Genomic DNA, 25431 nt, shown 5'->3' on the forward strand with positions numbered 1-25431 from the left:
ACTGCGCCGCTTGTACAGATCAAAGAGTTTGAAGGACAACCATGACGTTCAAGGCGCCGGACAGCCTCGCCGAGCAAATCGCTCACCACCTCGCCGAACGCATCATTCGCGGCGAAATGAAGCCCGGGGAGCGCATCCAGGAACAGAAGGTCACGCTGGCCCTCAACGTCAGCCGTGGTTCGGTCCGCGAGGCCTTGCTGATCCTCGAGCGTCGGCACCTGATCGCGATCCTGCCGCGACGTGGTGCCCACGTCACCGAACTCACGCCGCACAAGGTGCAGAGCCTGTGCACGCTGATGAGCGAGCTCTATATCCTGCTCGGTAACTCGGTGGCCAGCGGCTGGAAAACCCAGGCTGACATGGCGCCGTTCGTGCAGATCCAGCAACGCCTGACTGCCAGCTACGAACGTCAGGACATCCGCACTTTCGTCGACGACAGCTTCAATGTGATGCGCGCCGCGTACCCGTTCGCCAACAACCCGTACTTGCAGGAGACAGTCGAGAATCTGCAGCCGGCCATGAGCCGTGCGTATTTCCTCGCGCTGGACCTGCGCAAAGCGTCGATGAGCGAATTCCTCGAGCTGTTCGAACGCTTGCTCGCTGCCGTGCTGGCCCGTGATTTTGCGCAGATTCGCGTGGTGCTGACGGCTTATGCCCAGCGCAGTTGCGATCTGGTGATCTCCGCCCTGACGGACGCCTGATCTTGCGGCTCAAGTGCATCAAGCTGGCGGGGTTCAAGTCCTTCGTCGACCCGACCACGGTGAACTTCCCCAGTAACATGGCGGCGGTGGTCGGGCCCAATGGTTGCGGCAAGTCGAACATCATCGACGCCGTACGCTGGGTGATGGGCGAGAGCTCGGCGAAGAACCTGCGCGGCGAGTCGATGACCGACGTCATCTTCAACGGCTCCACCAGCCGCAAGCCGGTAAGCCAGGCGAGCATCGAACTGGTGTTCGACAACTCCGACGGCACCTTGCTCGGGGAGTACGCCGCCTACGCGGAAATTTCCATCCGCCGCAAAGTGACCCGCGACAGCCAGACCACCTACTACCTCAACGGCACCAAATGCCGGCGTCGCGACATCACCGATATCTTCCTCGGCACCGGCCTTGGCCCGCGCAGCTACTCGATCATCGAGCAGGGGATGATCTCCAAGCTGATCGAGTCCAAGCCCGAAGACCTGCGTAACTTCATCGAAGAAGCCGCAGGCATCTCCAAGTACAAGGAGCGCCGGCGCGAGACGGAAAACCGCATCCGCCGCACCCACGAAAACCTTGAGCGCCTGACCGACCTGCGCGAAGAGCTCGAGCGTCAGCTCGAACGCTTGCACCGCCAGGCCGAGGCCGCCAAGAAGTATCAGGAATTCAAGGGCGAGGAGCGTCAGCTCAAGGCCCAGCTGTCAGCCCTGCGCTGGCAGGCGCTGAATGATCAGGTTGGCCAGCGTGAAGCGATCATCGGTAACCAGGAAGTTTCTTTCGAAGCCCTGGTGGCCGAACAGCGCAATGCCGACGCAAGCATCGAACGCCTGCGTGACGGACACCACGACCTCTCGGAACGCTTCAACCTGGTGCAGGGGCGCTTCTACTCGGTTGGCGGCGACATTGCCCGGGTCGAGCAGAGCATCCAGCACGGTCAGCAGCGTTTGCGCCAGTTGCAGGATGACCTGAAAGAGGCCGAGCGCGCACGCCTGGAAACCGAATCGCACCTGGGCCACGACCGCACGCTGCTGCTGACCCTCGGCGAAGAGCTGGACATGCTCACCCCGGAGCAGGAAGTCACCAGCGCCGCCGCCGAAGAGGCCGCTGCCGCGCTGGAAGAATCCGAAACCACCATGCACGGCTGGCAAGAGCAGTGGGATACGTTCAACCTCACCGCCGCCGAGCCGCGCCGTCAGGCCGAAGTGCAGCAATCGCGGATCCAGCAGCTGGAAACCAGCCTCGAGCGCCTGGCCGATCGCCAGAAGCGTCTCGGCGAAGAACGCGCCTTGCTCTCGGCGGACCCGGAAGATGCGGCGATCATGGAGCTCAGCGAGCAGCTCGCCGAATCCGAAGCGACCCTTGAGGATTTGCAGACCAGCGAAGAAACTCAGGTCGAAAAGCTCGAGCAGTTGCGTCAGGAACTGCAGCAAGCGCTGACCGCGCAGCAGCACGCCCAGGGCGATTTGCAGCGCCTCAACGGTCGGCTGGCTTCGCTCGAAGCCTTGCAGCAAGCGGCGCTCGATCCGGGTACCGGCACCGCCGAATGGCTACGCGAACAGAATCTTGCGAATCGCCCGCGCCTGGCCGAAGGCCTGAAGGTTGAGGCCGGTTGGGAGCTGGCCGTGGAAACCGTGCTCGGCGCCGACCTGCAAGCGGTGCTGGTGGATGACTTCAACGACTTCGATCTGTCGGGCTTTGCCCAGGGCGACTTGCGTTTGCTCAGCCCGTCCAGCGATGGCGTACGGGTGCCGGGCAGCCTGCTGGACAAGGTCGAGGCGCAGATCGATCTGTCGCCGTGGCTGGGGCAGGTCAAGCCGGTGGACAGTCTCGAACAGGCCTTGGCCCTGCGGGCTCAATTGGCTGCCGGACAGAGCCTGATCAGCCGTGACGGTTATTGGGTCGGCCGGCATTTTCTGCGGGTGCGTCGGGCCAGTGAAGCGGAAAGCGGCGTACTGGCCCGCGGCCAGGAAATCCAGCAACTGGGCCTGGAGCGCGAAGAGCGTGAAGCCGCTGTCGAAACCCTGGAAAGCCGACTGCAGAATCTCAGGGCGCAGCAGCGTCAGCAGGAAAACGGTCGCGAACATTTGCGCCGTTTGCTGCAGGACGAAGCACGTCAGCAAGGTGAATTGAAGGCTCAATTGTCCGCCGGCAAGGCCAAGGCCGAACAATTGACCCTGCGCCGTACCCGTCTCGACGAAGAGCTCACCGAGCTGGACGAACAACGGGCCCTGGAGCACGAAAACATCGGTGAAGCCCGCCTGCAATTGCAGGAAGCCCTCGACAGCATGGCGCTGGACACCGAGCAGCGTGAGTTACTGCTGGCCCAGCGCGACAGCCTGCGGGAGCGTCTGGACCGGGTGCGTCAGGAGGCGCGGCAACACAAGGATCACGCCCACCAGTTGGCGGTGCGTCTGGGCTCGCTCAAGGCGCAGCATGATTCGACGCGCCAGGCGCTGGAGCGTCTGGAGATGCAGTCCGAGCGGCTGACCGAAAAACGCGAGCAACTGAGCCTCAATCTGGAGGAGGGCGAAGCACCGCTGGAAGAGCTGCGTTTGAAGCTCGAGGAGTTGCTCGACAAGCGCATGACCGTCGACGAAGAACTCAAGACCGCGCAGATCGCCCTCGAAGACGCCGACCGCGAACTACGCGACGCCGAGAAGCGCCGCAGCCAGGCCGAACAACAATCCCAGTTGATTCGCAGTCAGCTCGAAACCCAGCGCATGGAATGGCAAGCCCTGACCGTGCGCCGCAAGACCTTGCAGGACCAATTGCTGGAAGACGGCTACGATCTCCACGGCGTACTCGCAACATTGACCGCCGAGGCCAGCGAGAAGGATGCCGAGGAAGAACTCGAGCGCATCGCCGCGAGGATCCAGCGTCTGGGCGCGATCAACCTGGCGGCCATCGATGAGTACCAGCAACAATCGGAACGTAAACGTTATCTGGATGCGCAGAACGACGATCTGGTGGAAGCGCTCGATACCCTTGAGAACGTGATTCGCAAGATCGACAAGGAAACCCGCAACCGTTTCAAAGATACCTTTGATCAGATCAATGGCGGTTTACAGGCGCTTTTCCCAAAAGTTTTCGGTGGAGGCCGCGCGTATTTGGAACTGACGGGCGAAGATCTACTCGATACAGGGGTAACAATCATGGCGCAGCCGCCAGGAAAGAAGAACAGCACCATCCATTTGCTCTCCGGCGGCGAAAAAGCCCTGACCGCATTGGCCCTGGTTTTTGCGATCTTCAAATTGAACCCGGCGCCGTTCTGCATGCTCGATGAGGTTGACGCGCCACTGGATGACGCTAACGTTGGACGCTACGCGCGATTGGTAAAAGAGATGTCACAGACAGTGCAGTTCATCTATATCACCCACAACAAGATCGCCATGGAAATGGCTGAACAACTGATGGGTGTGACGATGCATGAACCCGGTTGTTCACGTCTGGTGGCCGTGGATGTCGAGGAGGCGATGGCGATGGTGGATGCCTGAGTCGTGGTTGCAGGAAAGGGTGTTTACGGTATGTAGGACTCTTTTCCTTGCTTCGACTTGCTGGCCAATCGACATATTCGCGCTAGCCAACGTGGTAGACGGTGTAAAGTTGCCTTTGGTCGTGCTAGTTTAATGTCAATTTTTCGTATACGTGGGCAAAACGCCTGTCAGAACATAGAGTTGGCGCCACGTTTTAAAGCGGTTTGCAGGTTGTAAACCCCTTATTTTTCAGCATTTTTTATAGAGGCACGGGATTACATGGAAATCGGTCTGCGCGAGTGGCTGATCGTCATCGGCATTATTGTCATTGCCGGTATTCTTTTCGATGGCTGGCGCCGTATGCGCGGCGGCAAGGGAAAACTGAAGTTCCGTCTTGATCGAAGTCTGTCCAATCTGCCGGACGAGGACAGCAGCGCCAGCGCCGAGCTGTTGGGCCCGCCGCGCGTGCTGGACACGCATAGAGAGCCGCAACTGGACGAGCACGATCTGCCGTCGGTGAGCATGCCGGCCCGCGAACCTCGCGAGTCGGGCTCCAAGCGCGGCAAGCGTGGCCACAGCGAGCCTTCCCAGGGCGACATGAACCTCAGCCTGGATCTGGACGGCGGCCCGAGCTTCAGCAGTCGTGACGACGACTTCCCGGATGACACCAAGACTTCGCCAGCGGTCAACGACAAAGAACAACCGCAAGCTGAAGAAGTGCTGGTGATCAGCGTGATCTGCCGCGACGCTGCCGGCTTCAAGGGCCCGGCGCTGTTGCAGAACATTCTGGAGAGCGGTTTGCGTTTCGGCGAAATGGATATTTTCCACCGTCACGAAAGCATGGCCGGCAACGGTGAAGTGCTGTTCTCCATGGCCAACGCCGTCAAGCCTGGCGTATTCGACCTGGACGACATCGACCACTTCAGCACCCCGGCGGTGAGCTTCTTCCTGGGTCTGCCAGGCCCTCGCCATCCGAAACAGGCTTTCGACGTCATGGTGGCAGCGGCGCGTAAATTGTCCCAGGAGCTGAACGGCGAATTGAAAGACGACCAGCGCAGCGTGCTGACCGCCCAGACGATCGAGCACTACCGTCAGCGCATCGTGGAATTTGAACGCCGCGCCCTGACCCAGAAGCGTTGATTGAAATGGTTATTCCCGCGCGGTGCGCGGGATAATCGGCAAAACAGATTGAGCAGCCTCGGCTGCTCTTTTGCTTTATGAGAGAACACCCATGACCGCCGCCAAGAACCGTATTTTAGAGCTGCGCGCTGAGCTGGATCAGCACAACTATCGTTACCACGTGCTCGACGAGCCGAGTATTCCGGACGCCGAGTACGACCGCTTGTTCAACGAGCTCAAGGCTCTGGAAGCGGCCAATCCCGAACTGATCACCAGCGATTCGCCAACGCAGCGGGTGGGCAGTGCGGCGCTGTCGGCGTTTACCCAGGTGCGTCATGAAGTTCCGATGCTCAGCCTCGGCAACGCCTTCGAAGAAACCGACATGCGTGAGTTCGACCGCCGGGTGACCGAAGGCCTGGACCTGCCGGCCGGTGACCTGTTCGGTGGCGGCGCGACAGTCGAGTACAGCTGTGAGCCCAAGCTCGATGGCCTGGCCGTCAGCCTGCTGTATCAGGATGGCGTTCTAGTGCGCGGCGCGACCCGCGGCGACGGCACCACTGGCGAAGACATCAGCGTCAACGTGCGCACCGTACGCAACATCCCGCTCAAGCTGCACGGCACCGGCTGGCCGGCGACCCTGGAAGTGCGCGGCGAGGTGTTCATGTCCAAGGCCGGTTTCGAGCGGCTCAACGCCACGCAACTGGAAGTAGGCGGCAAGACCTTCGCCAACCCGCGCAACGCGGCGGCGGGCAGCCTGCGCCAATTGGATTCGAAGATCACCGCCAACCGTCCGCTGGAGTTCTGCTGCTACGGCATCGGCCAGGTGTCGGCGGACATTGCCGATACACACATCGGCAATTTACAGCAACTCCAGGCCTGGGGCATGCCGATCAGTCATGAGCTGAAACTGGCGCACGGTATTGCCGAGTGCCTGGACTACTACCGCGATATCGGTGAGCGTCGCAGCGCGCTGCCGTATGAAATCGACGGCGTGGTGTTCAAGGTCAACAGCATCGCTTCCCAGCGTGAACTGGGTTTCCGCGCCCGCGAACCGCGTTGGGCCATCGCCCACAAATTCCCGGCGATGGAAGAACTCACCGAACTGCTCGATGTGGAATTCCAGGTCGGCCGCACTGGGGCGGTGACGCCGGTGGCGCGTCTGAAACCGGTCAAGGTCGCCGGTGTCACGGTGGCCAACGCCACACTGCATAACATGGACGAAGTCGCGCGCCTGGGCCTGATGATCGGCGACACGGTGATCATCCGCCGCGCCGGTGACGTGATTCCGCAGGTGGTGCAAGTGGTCATGGAGCGCCGTCCGGAAAACGCCCGGCCGGTGCAGATTCCGGAACAGTGCCCGGTGTGCGGTTCCCATGTCGAGCGCACGCAACTGATCAAACGCAGCAAGGGCCGCGAGACGGTCAGCGAAGGCGCAGTGTATCGCTGCGTTGGTCGTCTGGCCTGCGGTGCGCAGCTCAAGCAGGCGATCATCCATTTCGTTTCCCGTCGCGCCATGGACATCGAAGGCCTGGGTGAGAAGAGCGTTGAGCAACTGGTCGACGAAGGCCTGGTGAGCTCGCCGGCCGATCTGTACGCCCTGACCTTTGAGCAGATCGTCGATCTGGAAGGCTTTGCCGAACTGTCGAGCAAGAACCTGCTCGGCGCCATCGAAGACAGCAAGAAGCCGGGCCTGGCGCGGTTCATCTACGCCCTCGGGATTCCCGATGTCGGCGAGGAGACGGCCAAGGTTCTGGCGCGTTCCCTGGGTTCGCTGGAGCGGGTGCAGCAGGCCTTGCCGCAGGTGCTGACGTACTTACCGGATGTTGGCCTGGAAGTCGCGCACGAGATCCACAGCTTCTTCGAGGATGCGCATAACCAGCAGGTGATCGCTGATTTGCTCAGGCATGGCCTGCAGATTCAGGATCAGGGCGAGTTGGGCGCCGAGTTTTCGGCGAGTACCACGCTGGGTGGCTTCCTCGACAAGCTGCATATCCCCTTGGTCGGGCCGGGCGGGGCGCAGAAACTGGCGGACAAGTTTGGCTCGCTGCAGGCGGTGATCGGCGCGGATTGGCTGGATATGCGCCAGGCGCTGCCGGAAAAACAGGCCAATTCGGTGCGCGAGTTCTTTGCGGTCGAGGACAATCGCCAATTGGCCGAAGCGGCGGAGAAGCAACTGGCCGATTTCGGCATGCACTGGCAGAGCGAGAAGAAAGTCGTCGAAGGCTTGCCGCTGGCCGGGCAGACCTGGGTGCTGACCGGCTCGCTGGAGCTGATGAGCCGCGATACTGCCAAGGACAAACTCGAAAGCCTCGGCGCCAAGGTCGCGGGTTCAGTGTCGGCCAAGACCCATTGCGTGGTGGCAGGGCCGGGGGCTGGTTCGAAGTTGACCAAGGCCAATGAGCTGGGGTTGAAGGTGCTGGATGAAGAGGCGTTTGTTGAAACATTGCGCGGGTACGGCAAGGTAGATTGAGTAGCTATTCAACCTGTAGGAGCGAGCCTGCTCGCGATGGTGGATCAGGCGCATTGATGTCGACTGACACTCCATCGCGAGCAGGCTCGCTCCTACAGGTGTTGCGTTCGACCTGGGAACGATCCTTCTTGGGAAATGATCTAGTCTTGGCAAGCCTCAGGGAGAGATCACCATGTACCGTTTTTTCGAGCAACTCAGCTCGCGCATCGCTGCGCCGTTCATGGCCGAAAATTTGCGCAACAGCAAGGTCTGGTCCTGTCGTTGCGGGCAGTCGCTGTTCTTTCGCAACAGCCAGTGCCTGGCCTGTTCGGCGGCGTTGGGTTATCAGCCGGAGCAGAGTCGCTTGTCTGCGCTGCAACCGGGTGTGCAGGTGGGCACCTGGCTGCTTGATGTCGATCCCGGGGCTGGTCTGTTTCGACGCTGCGCCAACCTCGATTCCCCGGCGGCCTGTAATTGGTTGCTGCCTGCCAAAGACCATGACGTCTTGTGCATTGCCTGCAGCCTCAATCGCACCATTCCTGATCTGACGATCACTGACAACCACGAGCGCTGGCGCAAGGTGGAAACCGCCAAGCGGCGTCTGGTCGCGCAACTGCTCAGTCTGGGGTTGCAGGTAATTCCCAAAACCGTCGATGAAGACACGGGCCTTGCCTTCGATTTCATCGGCGTGGACCTCGAAGGCCAATCGCCTACCACAGGACACGCCAATGGCCTGGTGACTCTTGATATCAAGGAAGCCGACGATGCGCACCGTGAGCAGGTACGGGTGCAAATGCACGAACCCTATCGCACGTTGCTCGGGCATTTTCGTCACGAAGTCGGGCACTACTACTGGGATCGATTGATCGCCGATAGCCAATGGCTTGAGCCTTTTCGCGGATTGTTCGGCGATGAAAGCGTCAGCTATGCCGACGCCCTCGAGCGGCATTATCAACAGGGCGCACCGCTTGACTGGCAGCAGCACTACGTCAGCGGCTACGCCACCATGCACCCGTGGGAAGACTGGGCCGAAACCTGGGCGCATTACCTGCATATGATGGACGCAGTGGATACCGCGCTGGGCTTTGGCATGAGTGCCCGGGAAATGGACTTCGACTATCAGCCGTTTCCGTTGGATACCCTCTACGATCCACAGCATCCCGGCGGCGCGGCGTTCCTGTCGTTCGTCAATGCGTGGATCGAGCTGGCCGGCATGCTCAACGAGTTATCGCGCAGCATGGGGCAGCCGGATTTCTATCCGTTCGTCCTGCCATCAGCGGTCATTGCCAAGCTGCACTTTATTCACCTGGTGATTCAGCAGGAGGGCGGCAGGGCGGATGAGGTGCTTGAGGAGCAATAGCAAGTGCTTGAACCCCCTCATGTTTTTAATCCGAAACCAACGGTTGTAACTTCGCCTCAGATAGGTACAATGGCGCGGCTCGCCGACAGGTGAGCGTCGTTATGGTGACCCCATCGGTCCCCCCGCAACGATCAACCGTGAACCCGGTCAGGCCTGGAAGGGAGCAGCCGCAGCGGTGACATTGTGTGCCGGGGTGTGGCTGGTGGGGTTACCACCTATCTCTAAGTCCTTGAATTATCAAGGAATTATCAGTCAAAAATCTCGAAATGTGACAGCGTGTAGGTACACCGAATGGGTGCGCCATGCGAGGCAGGCCGGCTGGCTTCACATTTGCACTCTTCAAAGCCTTACCGCACCCCCTCACTTTCTGCACTCTCCAATTTCCTTGCTGTGGCATGTCTGCACGCCTTCTCGCTCCTGGCCCAGGTTGGCAAACTACTTCGTATCAAGTGCGTCGTGAGTAAGTGGCGGGGTTATCGCCATTGGCAAATCGAATGATTGGTCATGTTGTTATGAAGATTCGATATTTGCGCAGATTGCTATTTGGTCCTATTTGTTATTAGGGATAAATTATTAATTCGATCAAGTTGTAAATCATAAAAAATCCAAGGCATAAAGACGGGCGCATATTTAGCAAGATAATCGTGAGGGCGCGCCTCAAAACGGATTTTGGTTACTTTCCGGGCAGGAGTGTGTGGCATGAGTTCATTGTCTGCAGTACTGCAGTCGAGATGGGTCGGATTTTATAGCGGAGTTTTCCTGGCGGGGGTGTGGGGTGTTTTTGCCTACAGTCATTTGGCTCGATTTCAAGAAACACATCAACTGGCTCTGCTTTTGTTCTGTCTCTCCGAAACGCTGACAGCAGTTTTGTTCATTTTTCGAAGCGAGCCAAAGACGGTTTCGCTCATTCCGGTCGACTGGTTGATGGCGGTAGTTGGGACTTTTGCTCCGTTATTTTTTCGGCCGGAGGCTTGGGGGGTACTCCCGTGGGCAAGTTTTCTGATAGTTGTGGGGACGGTCATTCAGGTGCTGGGTGTAATTTCTCTAAATCGCAGCTTTGCACTCGTTGCAGCAAAGCGGGTTATCAAGACTGCGTGGATGTATCGCGTGGTGCGTCACCCGATCTATGCTAGTTACTGTCTGACGTTTACGGGCTATGTATTGGTAAATACATCGCAGGCGAATGTAATTATCTATGCAGTAACTATCGGTTTTCTGATCGCGCGAATATTTCGAGAAGAAGCGCATCTTTCTCTTGATCCATTATATCGGGAGTATATGCAGGGTGTTCGTTATCGGCTTGTTCCATTCATATTTTAGTTTTCGTGTGTTGGCTAGCTCGCTTACATGGTCGCCAGGTCTGGAGCAGCCGCAGCGGTGACATTGTGTGCCGGGGTGTGGCTGGTGGGGTTACCACCTTAACGCCACGTGAGTGTTCTCTTGCGTTATCTTTCTGAAAACAGACTTTCGCTAGCTGCCAGGATCTTGTCCGTGGCGGTTTTTTGCCGTTTGCGGTTTATCCACAGCCGCAGGGTCGCCACCGATGTACAGTCGGACAATCTCATCGATCTCCCCGGACATCTTCATCCGAACCAGGGTGCGCAGAATGCGCTGCACCGGCACTTGCGGGTCATTGCGCACGGCGGCGCATGCCAGGTGATCAACACGTCGGGTTGAATGAAGAGCGGGATGCTCCAGAGATAATCGCCAGGCTGATCGGGCAGCCACGATTGCGCGGCCACGCTGTCCAGGCTGATCAACAGTAAATTCCCCAAGGCCAGCCGCATAAACACTCGGTTAAAAGCCCCCGATGTGCAGCTTGGCCACAATACACGAGCGCACCGGATGCAATTTGTGCCTTGCTCCGCTAGCATTAGCCGCTTCTGCTTCCTTCGCTGCGACGGTTTTCGATGAGTTATCAGGTTCTTGCACGTAAATGGCGTCCGCGCTCGTTCCGCGAAATGGTCGGCCAGACCCATGTGCTCAAGGCTCTGATCAATGCCTTGGACAGCCAGCGGCTGCACCACGCTTACCTCTTCACCGGTACCCGTGGGGTCGGCAAGACCACCATCGCGCGGATCATTGCCAAATGCCTGAACTGTGAAAAAGGTATCACTTCGACCCCCTGTGGCGAGTGTTCGGTGTGTCGCGAAATCGACGAAGGCCGCTTTGTCGACCTGATCGAGATCGACGCCGCGAGCCGCACCAAGGTCGAAGATACCCGCGAATTGCTCGATAACGTGCAGTACGCCCCGAGCCGCGGGCGCTTCAAGGTCTACCTGATCGACGAAGTGCACATGCTCTCCAGCCATTCCTTCAACGCACTGCTCAAAACCCTTGAAGAGCCGCCGCCCTACGTCAAGTTCATCCTGGCGACCACTGACCCGCAGAAACTTCCTGCAACGATTCTGTCGCGGTGCCTGCAGTTCTCCCTGAAGAACATGACGCCGGAACGCGTTGTCGAGCATTTGACCCACGTACTGGGTGTCGAGAACGTGCCGTTCGAGGACGATGCGCTGTGGTTGCTGGGCCGCGCCGCCGACGGGTCGATGCGTGATGCCATGAGCCTGACCGACCAGGCGATTGCCTTCGGTGAAGGCAAGGTCATGGCCGCCGACGTGCGGGCGATGCTCGGGACCCTCGATCACGGGCAGGTCTACGACGTCCTGCATGCCCTGATCGAAGGCGATGCCAAGGCATTGCTCGAAGCCGTCCGCCACCTGGCCGAGCAAGGCCCGGACTGGAACGGCGTGCTTTCGGAAATTCTCAATGTGTTGCACCGCGTTGCCATCGCCCAGGCCTTGCCGGAAGGTGTCGATAACGGTCACGGCGACCGTGATCGCGTGCTGGCACTGGCCCAGGCGTTGCCGGCCGAAGACGTGCAGTTCTACTACCAGATGGGCCTGATCGGCCGCCGCGACCTGCCGCTGGCGCCGGATCCCCGGGGCGGTTTTGAAATGGTGTTGCTGCGGATGCTGGCGTTCCGGCCCGCAGACACCGCGGATGCCCCGAGGCAACCGCTAAAGCCAGTGGGGATCAGCCAGGCCACAGTTGATTCCGCAAACTCAGTGGCTGCCGCGCCGGTTGTTGCGCCGGTAGTCGCTGCGGCTGTTGCACCGATAGCGGTTGCGCCAGTGGCGGCTCCGGAACCGGAACCGGTTGCGCCGGTCGTTGTGCCGGAACCAGCGCCTGCGCCTGTGGTTGAAGCGGTCGTGGTCGAAGAGGTTGTCGACCTGCCGTGGAATGACCCGGTCGAGCCGGCGCCCATCCAGCAACCGGCGGTGGAGCCGGTGCTGGAAACCGCCAGCGAACAACCCGAATTACCGCCGATGTCGTTGCCGACGCCGGACAGCGTGGTGCCGGACGCGCCTGAATGGGCTGCCGCGCCGATCCCGGAACCTTCGGTGGCCGAGGTCGATGCCGCGACGCCGGGCATGGACCTGGATGACGAGCCGCCGCTGGACGAGGATTACATCGAGCCGGACATGGATTCGGCCTACAGTTACCTCGACGAACTGGCCAGCGAGCATGCCGCCGACCCGGCTCCGGAGCCCGAGCCTGAGCCCGCGGCAATGCCGGCCACCGGCCTGGCCCTGCAATGGCTGGAGCTGTTCCCGAAATTGCCGATTTCCGGCATGACCGGCAGCATCGCCGCCAACTGCACGCTGATCGCGGTGGATGGCGACAATTGGCTGATGCATCTGGACCCGGCCCACAGTGCCTTGTTCAACGCCACTCAACAGCGTCGCCTCAACGATGCGCTGAACCAGTTTCACCAGCGCACGCTGACCCTGACCATCGAGCTGATCAAGCCCGAGCAGGAAACCCCGGCACAAGCGGCTTCGCGCCGCCGCGCCAACCGTCAGCGCGAGGCGGAGGAATCGATCCACGGTGATCCGTTCATCCAGCAAATGATGCAGCAGTTCGGTGCGGTGGTCCGTAACGATACTATTGAACCTGTCGACGCCCTGGTCACTCAGGGCTAATAACTGAAGGCGCCCGGCCGCATGGGCCGGGCGCTGTTTTAATCCAAGTACTTTTGAGGTGATTACCATGATGAAAGGTGGCATGGCCGGCCTGATGAAGCAGGCGCAGCAGATGCAGGAAAAAATGGCCAAGATGCAGGAAGAACTGGCCAACGCCGAAGTCACCGGTAAGGCCGGCGGCGATATGGTCACCGTGGTGATGACCGGTCGTCATGACGTCAAGAGCGTGACCATCGACCCAAGCCTGGTCGAAGGCATGAGCGAAGACGACAAGGAAATGCTGGAAGCGGTCATCGCCTCCGCGGTCAACGATGCCGTGCGCAAGATCGAAGCCAACAGCCAGGACAAGATGGGCAGCATGACTGCCGGCATGCAACTGCCGCCGGGCATGAAACTGCCATTCTGATTCGCCTTCAGGCGGCAGATGAGTTACAAAAATGCCAGGCATAGCGCCTGGCATTTTTGTTTCAGGCTGATGGAAGTATGTTGACTGTGCCGTCGCCTTCGTCGGATCGCCGCCCGGAGCAAGCCCGCTCCCACATTTGGAATGCAATCCCCTGTGGGAGCGGGCTTGCTCGCGAAGAGGTCGCCTCGGTCTTGCTGAATAAACATCGAACACCATACCGCCACAAAGGTCTGCTCCCTATATCACTGAACCTCATCGATCACAGGAGACGCTGCCATGTCCGACCCCATGACCCTCAATCAACGCATTGTCCTGGCTTCTCGCCCAGTGGGTGCGCCAACGCCGGAAAACTTCCGCATGGAACGGGTGGCGCTGCCGGACCTGGCCGACGGTCAGGTGCTGCTCAAGACCGTTTTCCTGTCGCTGGATCCCTACATGCGCGGACGCATGAGTGACGCGCCTTCCTACGCCGCACCGGTGGAAATCGGCGAAGTGATGACCGGGGGCGCTGTCAGCCGGGTCGAGCGCTCGCTCAACCCGAAGTTTCAGGAAGGTGATCTGGTGGTCGGTGCCACCGGTTGGCAAAGCCACAGCATCAATGACGGTCGCAGCATCATTCCGATTCCCGCGCTGCCAAGCCCTTCGATGGCTCTTGGGGTACTGGGTATGCCGGGCATGACCGCGTACATGGGCCTGATGGACATCGGCCAGCCGAAGGCCGGCGAAACCTTGGTAGTTGCAGCGGCGTCCGGGGCGGTGGGCTCGGTGGTCGGCCAGGTGGCGAAGATCAAGGGGCTGCGGGTGGTTGGTGTGGCGGGTGGTGCGAAAAAGTGCCGTTATGTGGTCGACGAGTTGGGTTTCGACGCCTGCATCGATCACAGGAGCCCGGATTTTGCTGAGGAACTGGCGCAAGCCTGTCCCAAGGGCATCGATATTTATTATGAAAATGTCGGCGGCAAAGTGTTCGACGCCGTGGTGCCGTTGCTCAATCCCAAAGCGCGGATTCCACTCTGCGGCCTGATTGCCTCTTATAACGCCCATGAAGCGCCGAGCGGCCCGGATCGCCTGCCACTGTTGCAGCGCACCCTGTTGACCAAGCGGGTGCGCATCCAGGGCTTCATCGTGTTCGATGACTATGGTGATCGCCAGCCGGAATTCCTCAGCGCCATGGCGCCCTGGGTACGCGATGGCAAGGTGAAGTTCCGCGAAGACGTGGTCGATGGCCTGGAGCAGGCGCCCGATGCGTTCATCGGCCTGCTGGAAGGGCGCAACTTCGGCAAGCTGGTGGTTCGGGTTTCCCGGGACTGAGTAATTGACGCTGCAATTTGACGCTCAACCGAGGCGCGGGTATAAACCGCGTCTCGTTGTTTTGTCGGACTTTTCCACCATGAGCTTCAGCCCTTTGATTCGCCAACTGATCGACGCCCTGCGAATTTTGCCAGGCGTGGGTCAGAAAACCGCCCAGCGCATGGCGTTGCAGTTGCTCGAGCGCGACCGCAGCGGCGGTTCGCGACTCGCGCTGGCCCTGAGCCAGGCCATGGAAGGGGTCGGTCACTGCCGCTTGTGCCGTACGCTGACGGAAGATGACCTGTGCCCGCAATGCGCCGATACCCGTCGCGACGACACCTTGCTTTGCGTAGTAGAAGGCCCAATGGACGTCTATGCCGTGGAGCAGACCGGTTTTCGCGGGCGCTATTTCGTGCTCAAGGGGCATCTGTCGCCGCTCGACGGCTTGGGGCCGGAGGCCATCGGCATTCCGCAATTGATGGCGCGGATCGAAGAGGCCGGCACATTCGCCGAAGTCATCCTGGCCACCAACCCGACCGTGGAAGGTGAAGCCACGGCGCACTACATCGCCCAATTGCTCAGCAGCAAAGGCCTGATCGCCTCGCGTATCGCCCATGGCGTACCGCTGGGTGGTGAGCTGGAGCTGGTGGATGGCGGGACGCTGGCGCATTCGTTTGCCGGGCGTAAGCCGATCACTTTGTAATTTGTGTTGTTTGGGCTGACGCCTTCGCGAGCAGGCTCGCTCCCACATTGGTTTTGTGTACGCCGCAATACCCTGTGGGAGCGAGCCTGCTCGCGATAAGGGCACCTCGGTCTCGCTGATTCACACAATCCTGTTGAAAACCAAGCAAGCGCTCGGTTAACTTCACTGACCCCTTCAGTGGAGTTCGCCGATGTCTGCCTTTCAGGAATACTTCGACCCCAGCCACCAATTGGTCCGTGACAGCGTCAGACGTTTCGTCGAGCGCGAGATCCTTCCTGATATCGAGCAGTGGGAAGAGGCCGAAAGCTTTCCTCGCGAGCTCTACCTCAAGGCCGGCGCGGCAGGGATTCTCGGCATCGGCTACCCGGAGGCTTACGGAGGCAGCCACGAAGGGGATCTGTTCGCCAAGGTTGCCGCCAGTGAAGAGTTGATGCGCTGCGGCTCAGGCGGGCTGGTTGCCGGCCTGGGGTCGCTGGATATCGGCTTGCCGCCCATTCTCAAGTGGGCCCGACCCGAAGTACGGGATCGTGTGCTGCCCCAGGTGCTGTCGGGAGAGAAGATCAGTGCCTTGGCCATCACCGAGCCTGGCGGCGGCTCCGACGTCGCCAACCTGCAAACCCGTGCCGTGCGCGAAGGTGATTTTTACCGGGTCAGTGGCAGCAAGACCTTTATCACCAGCGGCGTGCGCGCGGATTTCTACACTGTTGCAGTGCGAACGGGCGAGCCAGGTTTCTCTGGCATCAGCCTGCTGCTGATCGAGAAGGGCGCGCCCGGTTTCACCGTAGGGCGGCAGCTGAAGAAAATGGGCTGGTGGGCCTCAGACACCGCTGAACTGTTCTTCGATGATTGCCGGGTGCCTGCAGGAAACCTGATCGGCACACAGAACATGGGCTTTGCCTGCATCATGGGCAACTTCCAGAGCGAACGCCTGGCCCTGGCGTTGATGGCCAACATGACCGCACAGCTGGCGTTGGAAGAGAGCCTGAAATGGGCGCGCCAGCGCGAAGCCTTTGGCAAACCGATAGGCAAGTTTCAGGTGATCAAGCATCGCCTCGCCGAGATGGCGACCGCACTGGAAGTGTCCCGGGAATTCACTTACCGCCAGGCGGCGAAAATGGCGGCGGGGCAGAGCGTGATCAAGGAGATTTCCATGGCCAAGAATTTTGCGACGGATACCGCAGACCGGATCGTCACCGATGCGGTGCAGATACTCGGTGGGCTGGGTTACATGCGCGAGAGTCTGGTGGAGCGGCTGTACCGCGACAGCCGGATCCTGTCGATTGGCGGCGGGACGCGGGAAGTGATGAACGAGATCATCAGCAAGCAGATGGGGTTGTAGTCGGCGGTGTGGCGGCTGACGCTTTCGCGAGCAAGCCCGCTCCCACAGGGATCTACAGTGCACACAAATTTTGTGCATGACAAAGAACACTGTGGGAGCGGGCTTGCTCGCGAATGGCGCGCCGCTTACTTGTCGCTCAACGCAAACTGCGTCAGGCAAAACGTAGGAATGCCCATGTCTTCCAGACGCTGCGAGCCACCCAGCTCCGGCAGATCGATGATCGCCGCCGCTTCATGCACCCGGGCGCCCATGCGGCGGATCAGGTTGGCGGCGGCAATCAGGGTGCCGCCGGTGGCGATCAGGTCATCGAACATCACCACCGAATCCCCCTCGCACAGGCTGTCGGCGTGCACTTCCAGGAAGGCTTCGCCGTATTCGGTCGCATAACCCTCGGCCAACACTTCAGCCGGCAGTTTGCCTTGCTTGCGGAACAGCACCAGCGGCTTGTTCAACTGATAGGCCAGTACCGAACCGATCAGGAAGCCACGGGCGTCCATCGCGCCGATGTGGGTGAAGTCAGCCTCGACGTAACGGTGGGCGAAGCTGTCCATCACCAGGCGCAGGGCCGTGGGCGACTGGAACAGCGGGGTGATGTCGCGAAAGATCACACCCGGTTTCGGGAAGTCGATGACAGGGCGGATGAGGGATTTGATGTCGAAGGAGTCGAAGACCATCGTCGTGGTGTCCTGGCAGGGCTGCAAACAACGCAGTATAACGGCGGCTGAACCCTTTCGCTCAGCCGCAACGTTTTGTTTCAGCCTTCCAGCGAGCCACCGGCCAGGGCGCACAGCTGGATCGGGTCGATAATCCGGATTTCCTTGCCTTCTGCCGCGATCAGTTCGTTTTGCTGGAAGCGAGTAAAGACCCGGGACACGGTTTCCACTGCCAGGCCCAGGTAGTTGCCGATTTCGTTACGCGACATGCTCAGGCGGAACTGATTGGCGGAAAAACCCCGGGCGCGGAAACGTGCCGAGAGGTTGACCAGGAAGGTGGCGATGCGTTCGTCGGCGGTCTTTTTCGACAACAGCAGCATCATTTGCTGGTCGTCACGGATTTCGCGACTCATCACCCGCATCAGCTGACGGCGCAACTGCGGCAATTGCAGGGCCAGTTCGTCGAGGCGTTCAAAGGGGATTTCACACACCGAAGTGGTTTCCAGGGCTTGTGCCGACACCGGGTGCTTTTCGGTGTCCATGCCCGACAGGCCGACCAGTTCGCTGGGCAGGTGGAAACCGGTGAGCTGTTCTTCACCGGTGTCGCTCAGGCTGAAGGTCTTGAGGGCACCAGAACGGACTGCGTAGACAGAATCGAAGGTATCGCCCTGGCGGAACAGAAATTCGCCTTTTTTCAGCGGCCGGCCACGTTTGACGATTTCGTCCAGCGCATCCATGTCTTCCAGATTCAGCGAAAGTGGCAGGCAAAGAGGGGCCAGGCTGCAATCCTTGCAATGGGCTTGATTATGAGCGCGCAGTTTTACTGGCTCGGACATTTCTTCAATCCTTGTGGGAATTCACACATAAGACGTAAGGGTAACTCACCATAGGATATCGAGGCCAGTCTGGGGCGCTTGCTTGCAGAATTAGATTACCCGTGAAAAGCGCTGGCGACTGTGTTGTTCCAGGTATGCGTCGAACACCATGCACACCGAGCGCACCAACAGTCGCCCGGCGGGCAGGATGGTGATCCTGTCGCGATCGAGTTCGATCAGCCCGTCTTTGGCCATGTCTTGCAGTTGGGGCCAGAGATCGCCGAAATAGCCCTGGAAGTCGATGTTGAAGGCTTGTTCGATGTCGGAAAATTCCAGGCTGAAATTGCAGATCAATTGCTGGATGACTGCGCGCCGCAGCCGGTCATCGGCATTGCACTGCAGGCCGCGGCTGGTGGCCAGTTGCGACGTGGCAAGGACGTTCTGATACTCGGTCAGGTCGCTGCTGTTCTGGCAGTAAAGGTCACCGATCTGGCTGATCGCCGACACGCCGAGGCCGATCAAGTCGCAATGACCGTGGGTGGTGTAGCCCTGGAAGTTGCGTTGCAGGGTCGATTCTTCCTGGGCAATCGCCAGCTCATCGTCGGGCAGGGCGAAGTGGTCCATGCCGATGTAGCGGTAGCCAGCGCTGATCAGTTGCTCGATGGTGCGCTGCAGCATCTCCAGTTTCTGCGCGGGTGTCGGCAGTTCATTGCTGTTGATGCGCCGCTGGGGCATGAAGCGTTCCGGCAAGTGGGCGTAGTTGAACACCGATAGCCTGTCCGGTTGCAGGTTGATGACCTCTTCGACGGTGCGGGCGAAATTCTCCGGCGTCTGTCTCGGCAGGCCGTAGATCAGGTCGATATTGATCGAGCGAAACTGCAAGGTGCGGGCGGCGTCGATCACCGCGCGGGTTTCTTCCAGGCTTTGCAGGCGATTGACTGCACGCTGCACCGCCGGGTCGAGGTCTTGCAGGCCGATGCTGACCCGATTGAAACCCAGTTCGCGCAGCAGGCCCATGGTCGACCAGTCGGCCTCGCGCGGGTCGATCTCGATGCTGTAGTCGCCGGAGTCGTCGTCCAGCAAATTGAAGTGTTTGCGCAACTGCGCCATCAACTGGCGCAGTTCGTCGTGGCTGAGAAAGGTCGGCGTGCCGCCACCGAAGTGCAGTTGCTCGACTTTCTGCGTGGGGTCGAGGTGGCAGGCGATCAACTGGATTTCCTGTTCCAGGCGCTGCAAATACGGCTGCGCCCGCCCGCGATCCTTGGTGATGACCTTGTTGCAGGCGCAGTAATAGCAAATGTTCGCGCAGAACGGCACGTGCACGTACAGCGACAATGGGCGTTGGGCCTTGCGGCTGTCGCGCAGGGCATGAAACAGGTCGAAGGTGCCGACCTGGCTGTTGAATTGCACGGCAGTCGGATACGAGGTGTAGCGTGGTCCCGCCAGGTCATAACGGCGGATCAGATCGGTGTCCCAACGAATGGCGTCGAGCATCATGCGGGCATTCCCCGGATAGGCTGGCAGTGTCAGCCACTTTATGCGAGGGCGGGGTGGGGCATCTTGATTTGCATCAAGGTCAGAATCTTTGTCGTTTGTGAGGGCCTCATCGCGAGCAAGCTCGCTCGCGAAGGGCGCGTCGCCGATCTAGTGCCCCATGAGCCAATGCTGATGCGGCCCCGGCAAGGTCCAGATGCCGAACAGCATCACCAGCAATCCGCCCGCCATCCGTACGCTGCGTTTGCGCAACAATGCGGTGATGCGCTCGGCGGCAAGGCCTGTCGCCAGCAGCACCGGCCAGGTGCCGAGCCCGAACGCCAGCATCAACAATGCGCTGTCCAGCGCGTTGCCCTGGCTGGCCGACCATAGCAAGGTGCTGTAGACCAGGCCGCACGGCAGCCAGCCCCAGAGCGCGCCCAACAGCAGCGCACGCGGAACGCTCGACACCGGCAGCAATCGGTTGGCGACTGGCTGGATATGCCGCCACAGGCCCCGCCCGAGGCTTTCGATACGGGTCAGGCCGCTCCACCAGCCGGCCAGGTACAGGCCCATGGCAATCAGCAGCAACCCGGCGAGAATACGCAGGAACATCGCCGCCGGGCTGCTGGCCACGGCCCATCCGGCCAGGCCGATCAGCAGTCCGGCGCAGGCATAGCTCAGAATCCGGCCCAGATTGTAGGCCAGCAGCAGGCGAAAGCGGCGGCTGCGTTGTTCCTTGGGAATCGCCAGGGTCAGCGCGCCCATCAAGCCGCCGCACATGCCCAGACAATGGCCGCCACCGAGCAAGCCGAGGATCACCGCAGACACCAGCAGTGGCGCCAATTCAAGCATGGGGCGGGGCCTTGTCGTCCGTTTTGGCCGGTTGGCCGCTGGCCTCATCGACGGCGGCGGTGTGGTTCGGGTCCTGGTCGTCGAACAGGATGCTGTGGGCGGGGCCGTCGAGGTCGTCGTACTGACCGCTGTCCACCGCCCAGAAGAAGATATAGACGGCGATGGCCACGATCAGCAACGCAGCGGGAATCATCACGTAAAGAGCTGGCATCTGGACTCCATGCCCGCGCGGCTCAGGCCGGCAGCGGGCGGGTTTCTGGCGTGGCGCAGAGGGCGGGCGCGCTCGGCATGCGAGTCAGGCGCAGCGCGTTCAACACCACGGTCAACGAACTGATCGACATGCCCACCGCCGCCCATACCGGGGTGATCCAGCCGAGGGCGGCGAAGGGCAACATGAGGCCATTGTACAGCCCGGCCCACAACAGGTTCTCGATAATGACCCGACGGGTGCGCCGCGCCAGGCTGAAGGCTTGCACCAGCGCGTCGAGGCGGTTGGACAGCAACACGGCATCGGCACTGGTTTTCGCCAGATCGGTGGCCGAGCCCATGGCGACGCTGATATCCGCAGCCGCCAGCACCGGAACGTCATTGACCCCGTCCCCCAGCATCAACACCTTGCGGCCTTCTTTGTGCAGTTGTTGCAAGACTTGCAGTTTATCGTCCGGACGCAAGCCGCCACGGGCTTCATCGATGCCCAGTTCCGCCGCCACGCTGGCGACCATCGGTGAGCTGTCGCCAGACAACAGCAGCGTGCGCCAGCCACGCGCCTTGCACGCGGCCAACAGCGCGGGCGCGTCGGCCCGCAAGCGATCATCGAGGACGAACCAGGCCAGCGGCCCCCGGCTGTCGCCAAGCAGCAGCCATTGGCCGGCTTCTTCGGGCATCGACGGCACCATGGCGTCGCTGAGTTCGCAGACGAAACGCGGCTGGCCAATGCGCAGGCGTCGGCCATCAACCAGCCCCTCCAGGCCAAGGCCCGGGGTGCTGTGGACTTCTTCGGCAGCCATCGGCGCACGACCGAAAGCGCGGGCGATCGGGTGTTCGGAGCGGTTTTCCAGGGCAGCGGCGAGGCCCAGGCATTGATCGCTGTCGAGCGCGCCGAGGGGGCGGATAGAACGCAGCGCCAGACGACCTTCGGTGAGGGTGCCGGTCTTGTCGAAAATCACCGTGTCGATCTGGTTCAGGCCTTCAAGGACATGACCGCGCGTCAACAGCAGCCCTAGTTTGTGCAATGTGCCGGTGGCAGCAGTGAGTGCAGTCGGCGTCGCCAGCGACAGGGCGCACGGGCAGGTCGCTACCAGCATCGCCAGCACAATCCAGAACGCCCGCGAGGCGTCCAGCTGCCACCACAACAGGCCAATGGCCGCAGCAGCGATCAGCGACAACAGCAGGAACCATTGCGCGGCGCGGTCGGCGATTTCCGCCAGGCGCGGTTTTTCGGCCTGGGCACGATCGAGCAGGCGAACAATGGCCGAAAGGCGAGTGTCCTGGCCCAGGGCCTGGACCTCGACGGTCAGTGCGCCTTCGACGTTCAGGGTGCCAGCGGTGACCGCGTCGCCGAGGGTGCGTGGTTGCGGCAGGTATTCGCCGGTCAGCAGCGACTCGTCGACACTCGACTGGCCATCGAGGATCTTGCCGTCAGCCGGGAGAATGGCGCCAGGATGAACCAGCACCTGATCGCCAATGCGCAGTTCACTGAGCAGAATGCGTTCGCTCTGGCCATCGGCTGTCAATCGCAGGCACGAGGCGGGCAACAGATTCACCAGCTGCGCGGTCGCGGCGGCAGTGCGCTCGCGGGCGCGCCGCTCCAGATAACGCCCGGCCAGCAGGAACAGGGCAAACATGCCGACGGCATCGAAATACAGTTCGCCCACCCCGGTGATGGACGTCCAGATCCCGGCGATGTAGGCGCTGCCGATGGCCAGCGACACCGAAACGTCCATGGTCAGGTGACGGGTGCGCAGATCGCGCATGGCGCCTTTGAAGAACGGCGCGCAGCTGTAGAACACAATCGGGGTGGTGAGGAACAGCGCGACCCAGCGCAGGATGGTGTGCAGTTCGGGGCTGAGGTCGATGTTGAATTCAGGCCAGGTGGCCATGGTTGCCATCATTGCCTGGAACCACAGCAACCCGGCCACGCCGAGCTGGCGCAGGGCCAAGCGGTTTTCGCTGGCCAGTTGTTCACTGGCCCGGTCGGCCTGATACGGGTGTGCGGCGTAACCGATGTGGCGCAATTCGCTGAGGACCTGGCTCAGCGGCAATTGGCCAACGGCCCAGCGTACGTGCAGGCGATGGTTGGACAGGTTCAGGCGCGCTTCGGCTACGGCCGGCAAAGTGCGCAGGTGTTTTTCGATCAGCCAGCCGCAGGCGGCGCAGCTGATGCCTTCCATCAAGAGTGTGGTTTCGGCGAGTTCGCCTTCGTGGCGAACGAAGGGTTGCTGCACATCGGCACGGTCGTACAGCGCCAGTTCATCCACCAGTTGCACCGGCAGCGCCTCGGGGTTGGCCGAGGCTTCGCTGCGGTGCTGGTAATAGCTTTCCAGACCGCCGGCGACAATGGCTTCGGCCACGGCCTGGCAACCCGGGCAGCAGAATTCGCGGGTTTGCCCGAGGACCGCAGCGGTGAAGCGGCTGCCGGCGGGGACGGGCAGGGCGCAGTGATAGCAGGGGAGTGGGGTGGTGGTCATGGAGTATTCACTGGTACTGCTGAATCTCTATCGTCGGATAGGGCCTCATCGCGAGCAAGCTCGCTCCCACAGGGATCATGGGTGTACTCAGGTTCTGAGCACGGCGCTGATCAACTGTGGGAGCGAGCCTGCTCGCGAAGCGCGAAGCGCAGGCTTTTTTATTTCTTCAGATCTTCGGCACCTTGCAGCGGTTCGTCACCCAGCAGCAGATCCTTGTCATGGCCGACCAGTTCTTCTTCGAACATGCGCCAGATGTGCTCGTCCTGAGTGCCAAGCAATTCGACAAAACGCCGGCCTTCGATCTTGTCGCTCAACTGGCCGATGTAGCGGCCCTGTTCGGTTTCGCTGCGGGTCAGGGTGATCTTGCGATCCTTTTCCGGCTGGGTCGGCGAGATCAGGTTCAGCTCCAGGGTTTTGGGCTGGCTGTCGCCGCTCAGGCGCAGGTCAACCTCGCCGGTCATGCCGTCGAGATGAACGCTGGCGCGCATTTTCAGGGTCTGGGCCAGCAGCTCACGGTCGAGGGAGCGGTTGATGCCTTTGCCAGCCTCGTAGTAGTTGTCGTTGACCAGGTTGTCCGGGTTCTTCACCGCGATGGTCACCATGGACAAGGTCAGGGTCACCGAGCAGGCCAGGATCCCGATGATGATCCACGGCCAGAGATGCTTGTACCAGGGGCTTGCGGCAGTTGCTGCGGGCATGTTCAGTTCTCTCAACGAATTTGTGGGCCGATGAACCGGCTCTTGGCTTCAATGTGGACACTGTCGTCATCGGCATCCTTGAGGATGAATTTCACCTCGTTGGTGCTCGACGGTAGTTTTTCCGGCGCGACGGACAGCTCGGCAGGCTGGCTGACGATCTCGCCGGCGGCGACCTTGATCTCGCGTCGGCCCTGCATTTTGAGATCCGGCAGGCCGGAGGCTTCGAGCAGGTAGGTATGGTCGCGCTGGTCCTTGTTCATGATTTTCAGGCTGTAGACGTTTTCGATCCGGCCTTCGGCGTTCTCGCGGTACAGCACGCGGTCCTTGCTGACATCGAAGCCCACCAGCGCACGCATGAAGAATGCCGTCACCAGCAGGCTGATCATCGCCAGCAGCACGATGGCATAGCCAATCAGGCGCGGACGCAGTTTATGGGTTTTCTGCCCGGACAGGTTGTGCTCGGTGGTGTAGCTGATCAGTCCGCGCGGGTATTCCATTTTGTCCATGATGGCGTCGCAGGCATCGATGCAGGCGGCGCAACCGATGCATTCGATTTGCAGGCCGTCGCGGATGTCGATGCCGGTCGGGCAGACCTGGACGCACATGGTGCAGTCGATGCAGTCGCCCAGGCCCTGGGCCTTGTAGTCGATACCTTTTTTGCGCGGGCCACGGCCTTCGCCTCGGCGCGGGTCGTAGGAAACGATCAGGGTGTCCTTGTCGAACATCACGCTCTGGAAGCGTGCGTACGGGCACATGTAGATGCACACCTGTTCGCGCAACCAGCCGGCGTTGCCGTAAGTGGCGAGGGTGAAGAAGCCGACCCAGAAGTACGACCAGCCATCCGCCTGGCCGGTGAAGAAGTCGAACACCAGTTCGCGGATCGGCGAGAAGTAGCCGACGAAGGTCATGCCGGTGACGAAGCCGATCAGCAGCCACAGGCTGTGTTTGCTGAACTTGCGCAGGAACTTGTTGGCGCTCATGGGCGCCTTGTCGAGCTTGATGCGTTGGTTGCGGTCACCTTCGGTGACTTTTTCGCACCACATGAAGATCCAGGTCCAGACGCTTTGCGGGCAGGTATAACCGCACCAGACCCGTCCGGCGTACACCGTGATGAAGAACAGGCCGAACGCGGCGATGATCAACATGCCGGACAGCAGAATGAAATCCTGGGGCCAGAAGGTGGCGCCGAAAATGAAGAACTTGCGCTCCGGCAGGTTCCACCACACGGCCTGATGACCGCCCCAGTCCAGCCACACCGTGCCGAAATACAGCAGGAACAACAGGGCTCCGCCGGTCATCCGCAGGTTGCGAAACAGGCCGGTAAAGGCGCGGGTGTAGATTTTTTCCCTGGAGGCGTAGAGGTCGACGCTGTTGTTCGCGTTCCTGGCGGGTGGAGTGACGTCGTGTACCGGAATCTGGTTGCTCATCAT

Annotated in this window: 20 protein-coding genes, 1 other RNA gene and 1 pseudogene; 12 read left to right on the forward strand and 10 right to left on the reverse strand. The window is 60.7% G+C overall.

The features are described from left to right. Nucleotides 1-41: 41 nt before the first annotated feature. The 7 genes from AC3IT9_RS09040 to AC3IT9_RS09070 all read left to right on the forward strand — a co-directional run bounded on the left by AC3IT9_RS09040 (nt 42) and on the right by AC3IT9_RS09070 (nt 10419). Nucleotides 42-701: a GntR family transcriptional regulator gene (locus AC3IT9_RS09040; RefSeq protein ID WP_103394962.1), complete on the forward strand. Its 660-nt coding sequence runs from the start codon at nt 42-44 to the stop codon at nt 699-701. A 2-nt stretch (nt 702-703) separates the two neighbouring features. Beyond that, complete coding sequence (gene smc, locus AC3IT9_RS09045; RefSeq protein WP_489272720.1) at nt 704-4192, forward strand: chromosome segregation protein SMC; 3489 nt, start codon at nt 704-706, stop codon at nt 4190-4192. A gap of 258 nt (nt 4193-4450) precedes the next feature. Further along, nucleotides 4451-5311, forward strand: a complete 861-nt coding sequence (zipA, locus tag AC3IT9_RS09050) for a cell division protein ZipA (protein ID WP_150724672.1) — start codon at nt 4451-4453, stop codon at nt 5309-5311. A 91-nt stretch (nt 5312-5402) separates the two neighbouring features. Beyond that, nucleotides 5403-7760: an NAD-dependent DNA ligase LigA gene (gene ligA, locus AC3IT9_RS09055; protein WP_489272722.1), complete on the forward strand. Its 2358-nt coding sequence runs from the start codon at nt 5403-5405 to the stop codon at nt 7758-7760. A gap of 172 nt (nt 7761-7932) precedes the next feature. Then, complete coding sequence (locus AC3IT9_RS09060; protein ID WP_489272723.1) at nt 7933-9099, forward strand: zinc-binding metallopeptidase family protein; 1167 nt, start codon at nt 7933-7935, stop codon at nt 9097-9099. A 111-nt stretch (nt 9100-9210) separates the two neighbouring features. Continuing rightward, an RNA gene (gene ffs, locus AC3IT9_RS09065) (signal recognition particle sRNA small type) lies at nt 9211-9307 on the forward strand. Nucleotides 9308-9798: 491 nt separating this feature from the next. Continuing rightward, nucleotides 9799-10419: a methyltransferase family protein gene (locus AC3IT9_RS09070; protein ID WP_489272725.1), complete on the forward strand. Its 621-nt coding sequence runs from the start codon at nt 9799-9801 to the stop codon at nt 10417-10419. Nucleotides 10420-10569: 150 nt separating this feature from the next. Here the strand turns inward: AC3IT9_RS09070 and AC3IT9_RS09075 are convergent. Next, nucleotides 10570-10743 (reverse strand): annotated as a pseudogene (locus AC3IT9_RS09075) (amino acid ABC transporter substrate-binding protein); the annotation flags it as partial. Then, nucleotides 10683-10886: a hypothetical protein gene (locus AC3IT9_RS09080; RefSeq protein WP_489273548.1), complete on the reverse strand. Its 204-nt coding sequence runs from the start codon at nt 10884-10886 to the stop codon at nt 10683-10685. The pseudogene AC3IT9_RS09075 and the gene AC3IT9_RS09080, both read right to left, overlap by 61 nt. A 123-nt stretch (nt 10887-11009) precedes the next feature. Between AC3IT9_RS09080 and dnaX the strand changes: the two genes are divergently transcribed. The 5 genes from dnaX to AC3IT9_RS09105 all read left to right on the forward strand — a co-directional run bounded on the left by dnaX (nt 11010) and on the right by AC3IT9_RS09105 (nt 16820). Then, nucleotides 11010-13085, forward strand: a complete 2076-nt coding sequence (dnaX, locus tag AC3IT9_RS09085; protein ID WP_489272726.1) for a DNA polymerase III subunit gamma/tau — start codon at nt 11010-11012, stop codon at nt 13083-13085. Between the two features lie 67 nt (nt 13086-13152). Beyond that, nucleotides 13153-13491: a YbaB/EbfC family nucleoid-associated protein gene (locus AC3IT9_RS09090; protein WP_007971455.1), complete on the forward strand. Its 339-nt coding sequence runs from the start codon at nt 13153-13155 to the stop codon at nt 13489-13491. Nucleotides 13492-13767: 276 nt separating this feature from the next. After that, on the forward strand, nt 13768-14799 hold the full coding sequence (locus tag AC3IT9_RS09095) for an NADP-dependent oxidoreductase (RefSeq protein ID WP_150758862.1): 1032 nt from the start codon (nt 13768-13770) through the stop codon (nt 14797-14799). Nucleotides 14800-14878: 79 nt separating this feature from the next. After that, the gene (recR, locus tag AC3IT9_RS09100) at nt 14879-15481 is read left to right on the forward strand and encodes a recombination mediator RecR (protein ID WP_046041325.1); all 603 of its coding nucleotides are present in this window, start codon (nt 14879-14881) and stop codon (nt 15479-15481) included. 190 nt (nt 15482-15671) lie between these two features. Next, nucleotides 15672-16820 (forward strand): acyl-CoA dehydrogenase family protein, encoded by a 1149-nt coding sequence (locus AC3IT9_RS09105; protein ID WP_489272728.1) that lies wholly within the window; start codon nt 15672-15674, stop codon nt 16818-16820. Nucleotides 16821-16945: 125 nt separating this feature from the next. Here the strand turns inward: AC3IT9_RS09105 and AC3IT9_RS09110 are convergent, their stop codons facing one another. The 8 genes from AC3IT9_RS09110 to ccoG all read right to left on the reverse strand — a co-directional run bounded on the left by AC3IT9_RS09110 (nt 16946) and on the right by ccoG (nt 25428). Continuing rightward, entirely contained in the window at nt 16946-17494 is a 549-nt protein-coding gene (locus AC3IT9_RS09110) for an adenine phosphoribosyltransferase (protein ID WP_008050206.1), read from the reverse strand. Between the two features lie 80 nt (nt 17495-17574). Then, nucleotides 17575-18309, reverse strand: a complete 735-nt coding sequence (fnr, locus tag AC3IT9_RS09115) for a fumarate/nitrate reduction transcriptional regulator Fnr (RefSeq protein ID WP_046041331.1) — start codon at nt 18307-18309, stop codon at nt 17575-17577. A 90-nt stretch (nt 18310-18399) separates the two neighbouring features. Further along, nucleotides 18400-19782 carry an oxygen-independent coproporphyrinogen III oxidase gene (hemN, locus tag AC3IT9_RS09120; RefSeq protein ID WP_489273492.1) on the reverse strand — a complete coding sequence of 461 codons (1383 nt, stop codon included), beginning with the start codon at nt 19780-19782 and terminating at the stop codon, nt 18400-18402. A gap of 150 nt (nt 19783-19932) precedes the next feature. Further along, the gene (locus AC3IT9_RS09125; RefSeq protein ID WP_103394973.1) at nt 19933-20616 is read right to left on the reverse strand and encodes a sulfite exporter TauE/SafE family protein; all 684 of its coding nucleotides are present in this window, start codon (nt 20614-20616) and stop codon (nt 19933-19935) included. Beyond that, a complete protein-coding gene (gene ccoS, locus AC3IT9_RS09130; RefSeq protein ID WP_056721958.1) occupies nt 20609-20827 on the reverse strand; it encodes a cbb3-type cytochrome oxidase assembly protein CcoS in 219 nt (72 codons plus the stop codon). Before ccoS ends, AC3IT9_RS09125 begins: the two co-directional genes overlap by 8 nt. Nucleotides 20828-20849: 22 nt before the next feature. Then, nucleotides 20850-23303, reverse strand: a complete 2454-nt coding sequence (locus AC3IT9_RS09135; RefSeq protein ID WP_489272731.1) for a heavy metal translocating P-type ATPase — start codon at nt 23301-23303, stop codon at nt 20850-20852. 158 nt (nt 23304-23461) lie between these two features. Further along, nucleotides 23462-24001, reverse strand: a complete 540-nt coding sequence (locus AC3IT9_RS09140; RefSeq protein ID WP_150724680.1) for a FixH family protein — start codon at nt 23999-24001, stop codon at nt 23462-23464. Between the two features lie 11 nt (nt 24002-24012). After that, on the reverse strand, nt 24013-25428 hold the full coding sequence (ccoG, locus tag AC3IT9_RS09145; protein ID WP_150724681.1) for a cytochrome c oxidase accessory protein CcoG: 1416 nt from the start codon (nt 25426-25428) through the stop codon (nt 24013-24015). Between the last annotated feature and the right edge of the window lie 3 nt (nt 25429-25431).

This window comes from Pseudomonas sp. KH_046_1, assembly GCF_057839025.1.

Coding starts and splice junctions, on each gene's coding strand:
- fnr (WP_046041331.1), bottom strand. CDS start 18,309: ATGTCCGAGCCAGTAAAACTGCGCGCTCATAATCAAGCCCATTGCAAG.
- hemN (WP_489273492.1), bottom strand. CDS start 19,782: ATGCTCGACGCCATTCGTTGGGACACCGATCTGATCCGCCGTTATGAC.
- AC3IT9_RS09095 (WP_150758862.1), top strand. CDS start 13,768: ATGTCCGACCCCATGACCCTCAATCAACGCATTGTCCTGGCTTCTCGC.
- AC3IT9_RS09140 (WP_150724680.1), bottom strand. CDS start 24,001: ATGCCCGCAGCAACTGCCGCAAGCCCCTGGTACAAGCATCTCTGGCCG.
- AC3IT9_RS09080 (WP_489273548.1), bottom strand. CDS start 10,886: ATGCGGCTGGCCTTGGGGAATTTACTGTTGATCAGCCTGGACAGCGTG.
- AC3IT9_RS09125 (WP_103394973.1), bottom strand. CDS start 20,616: ATGCTTGAATTGGCGCCACTGCTGGTGTCTGCGGTGATCCTCGGCTTG.
- AC3IT9_RS09040 (WP_103394962.1), top strand. CDS start 42: ATGACGTTCAAGGCGCCGGACAGCCTCGCCGAGCAAATCGCTCACCAC.
- ccoG (WP_150724681.1), bottom strand. CDS start 25,428: ATGAGCAACCAGATTCCGGTACACGACGTCACTCCACCCGCCAGGAAC.
- AC3IT9_RS09110 (WP_008050206.1), bottom strand. CDS start 17,494: ATGGTCTTCGACTCCTTCGACATCAAATCCCTCATCCGCCCTGTCATC.
- ligA (WP_489272722.1), top strand. CDS start 5,403: ATGACCGCCGCCAAGAACCGTATTTTAGAGCTGCGCGCTGAGCTGGAT.
- zipA (WP_150724672.1), top strand. CDS start 4,451: ATGGAAATCGGTCTGCGCGAGTGGCTGATCGTCATCGGCATTATTGTC.
- dnaX (WP_489272726.1), top strand. CDS start 11,010: ATGAGTTATCAGGTTCTTGCACGTAAATGGCGTCCGCGCTCGTTCCGC.
- recR (WP_046041325.1), top strand. CDS start 14,879: ATGAGCTTCAGCCCTTTGATTCGCCAACTGATCGACGCCCTGCGAATT.
- AC3IT9_RS09090 (WP_007971455.1), top strand. CDS start 13,153: ATGATGAAAGGTGGCATGGCCGGCCTGATGAAGCAGGCGCAGCAGATG.
- AC3IT9_RS09060 (WP_489272723.1), top strand. CDS start 7,933: ATGTACCGTTTTTTCGAGCAACTCAGCTCGCGCATCGCTGCGCCGTTC.
- ccoS (WP_056721958.1), bottom strand. CDS start 20,827: ATGCCAGCTCTTTACGTGATGATTCCCGCTGCGTTGCTGATCGTGGCC.
- AC3IT9_RS09135 (WP_489272731.1), bottom strand. CDS start 23,303: ATGACCACCACCCCACTCCCCTGCTATCACTGCGCCCTGCCCGTCCCC.
- AC3IT9_RS09105 (WP_489272728.1), top strand. CDS start 15,672: ATGTCTGCCTTTCAGGAATACTTCGACCCCAGCCACCAATTGGTCCGT.
- AC3IT9_RS09070 (WP_489272725.1), top strand. CDS start 9,799: ATGAGTTCATTGTCTGCAGTACTGCAGTCGAGATGGGTCGGATTTTAT.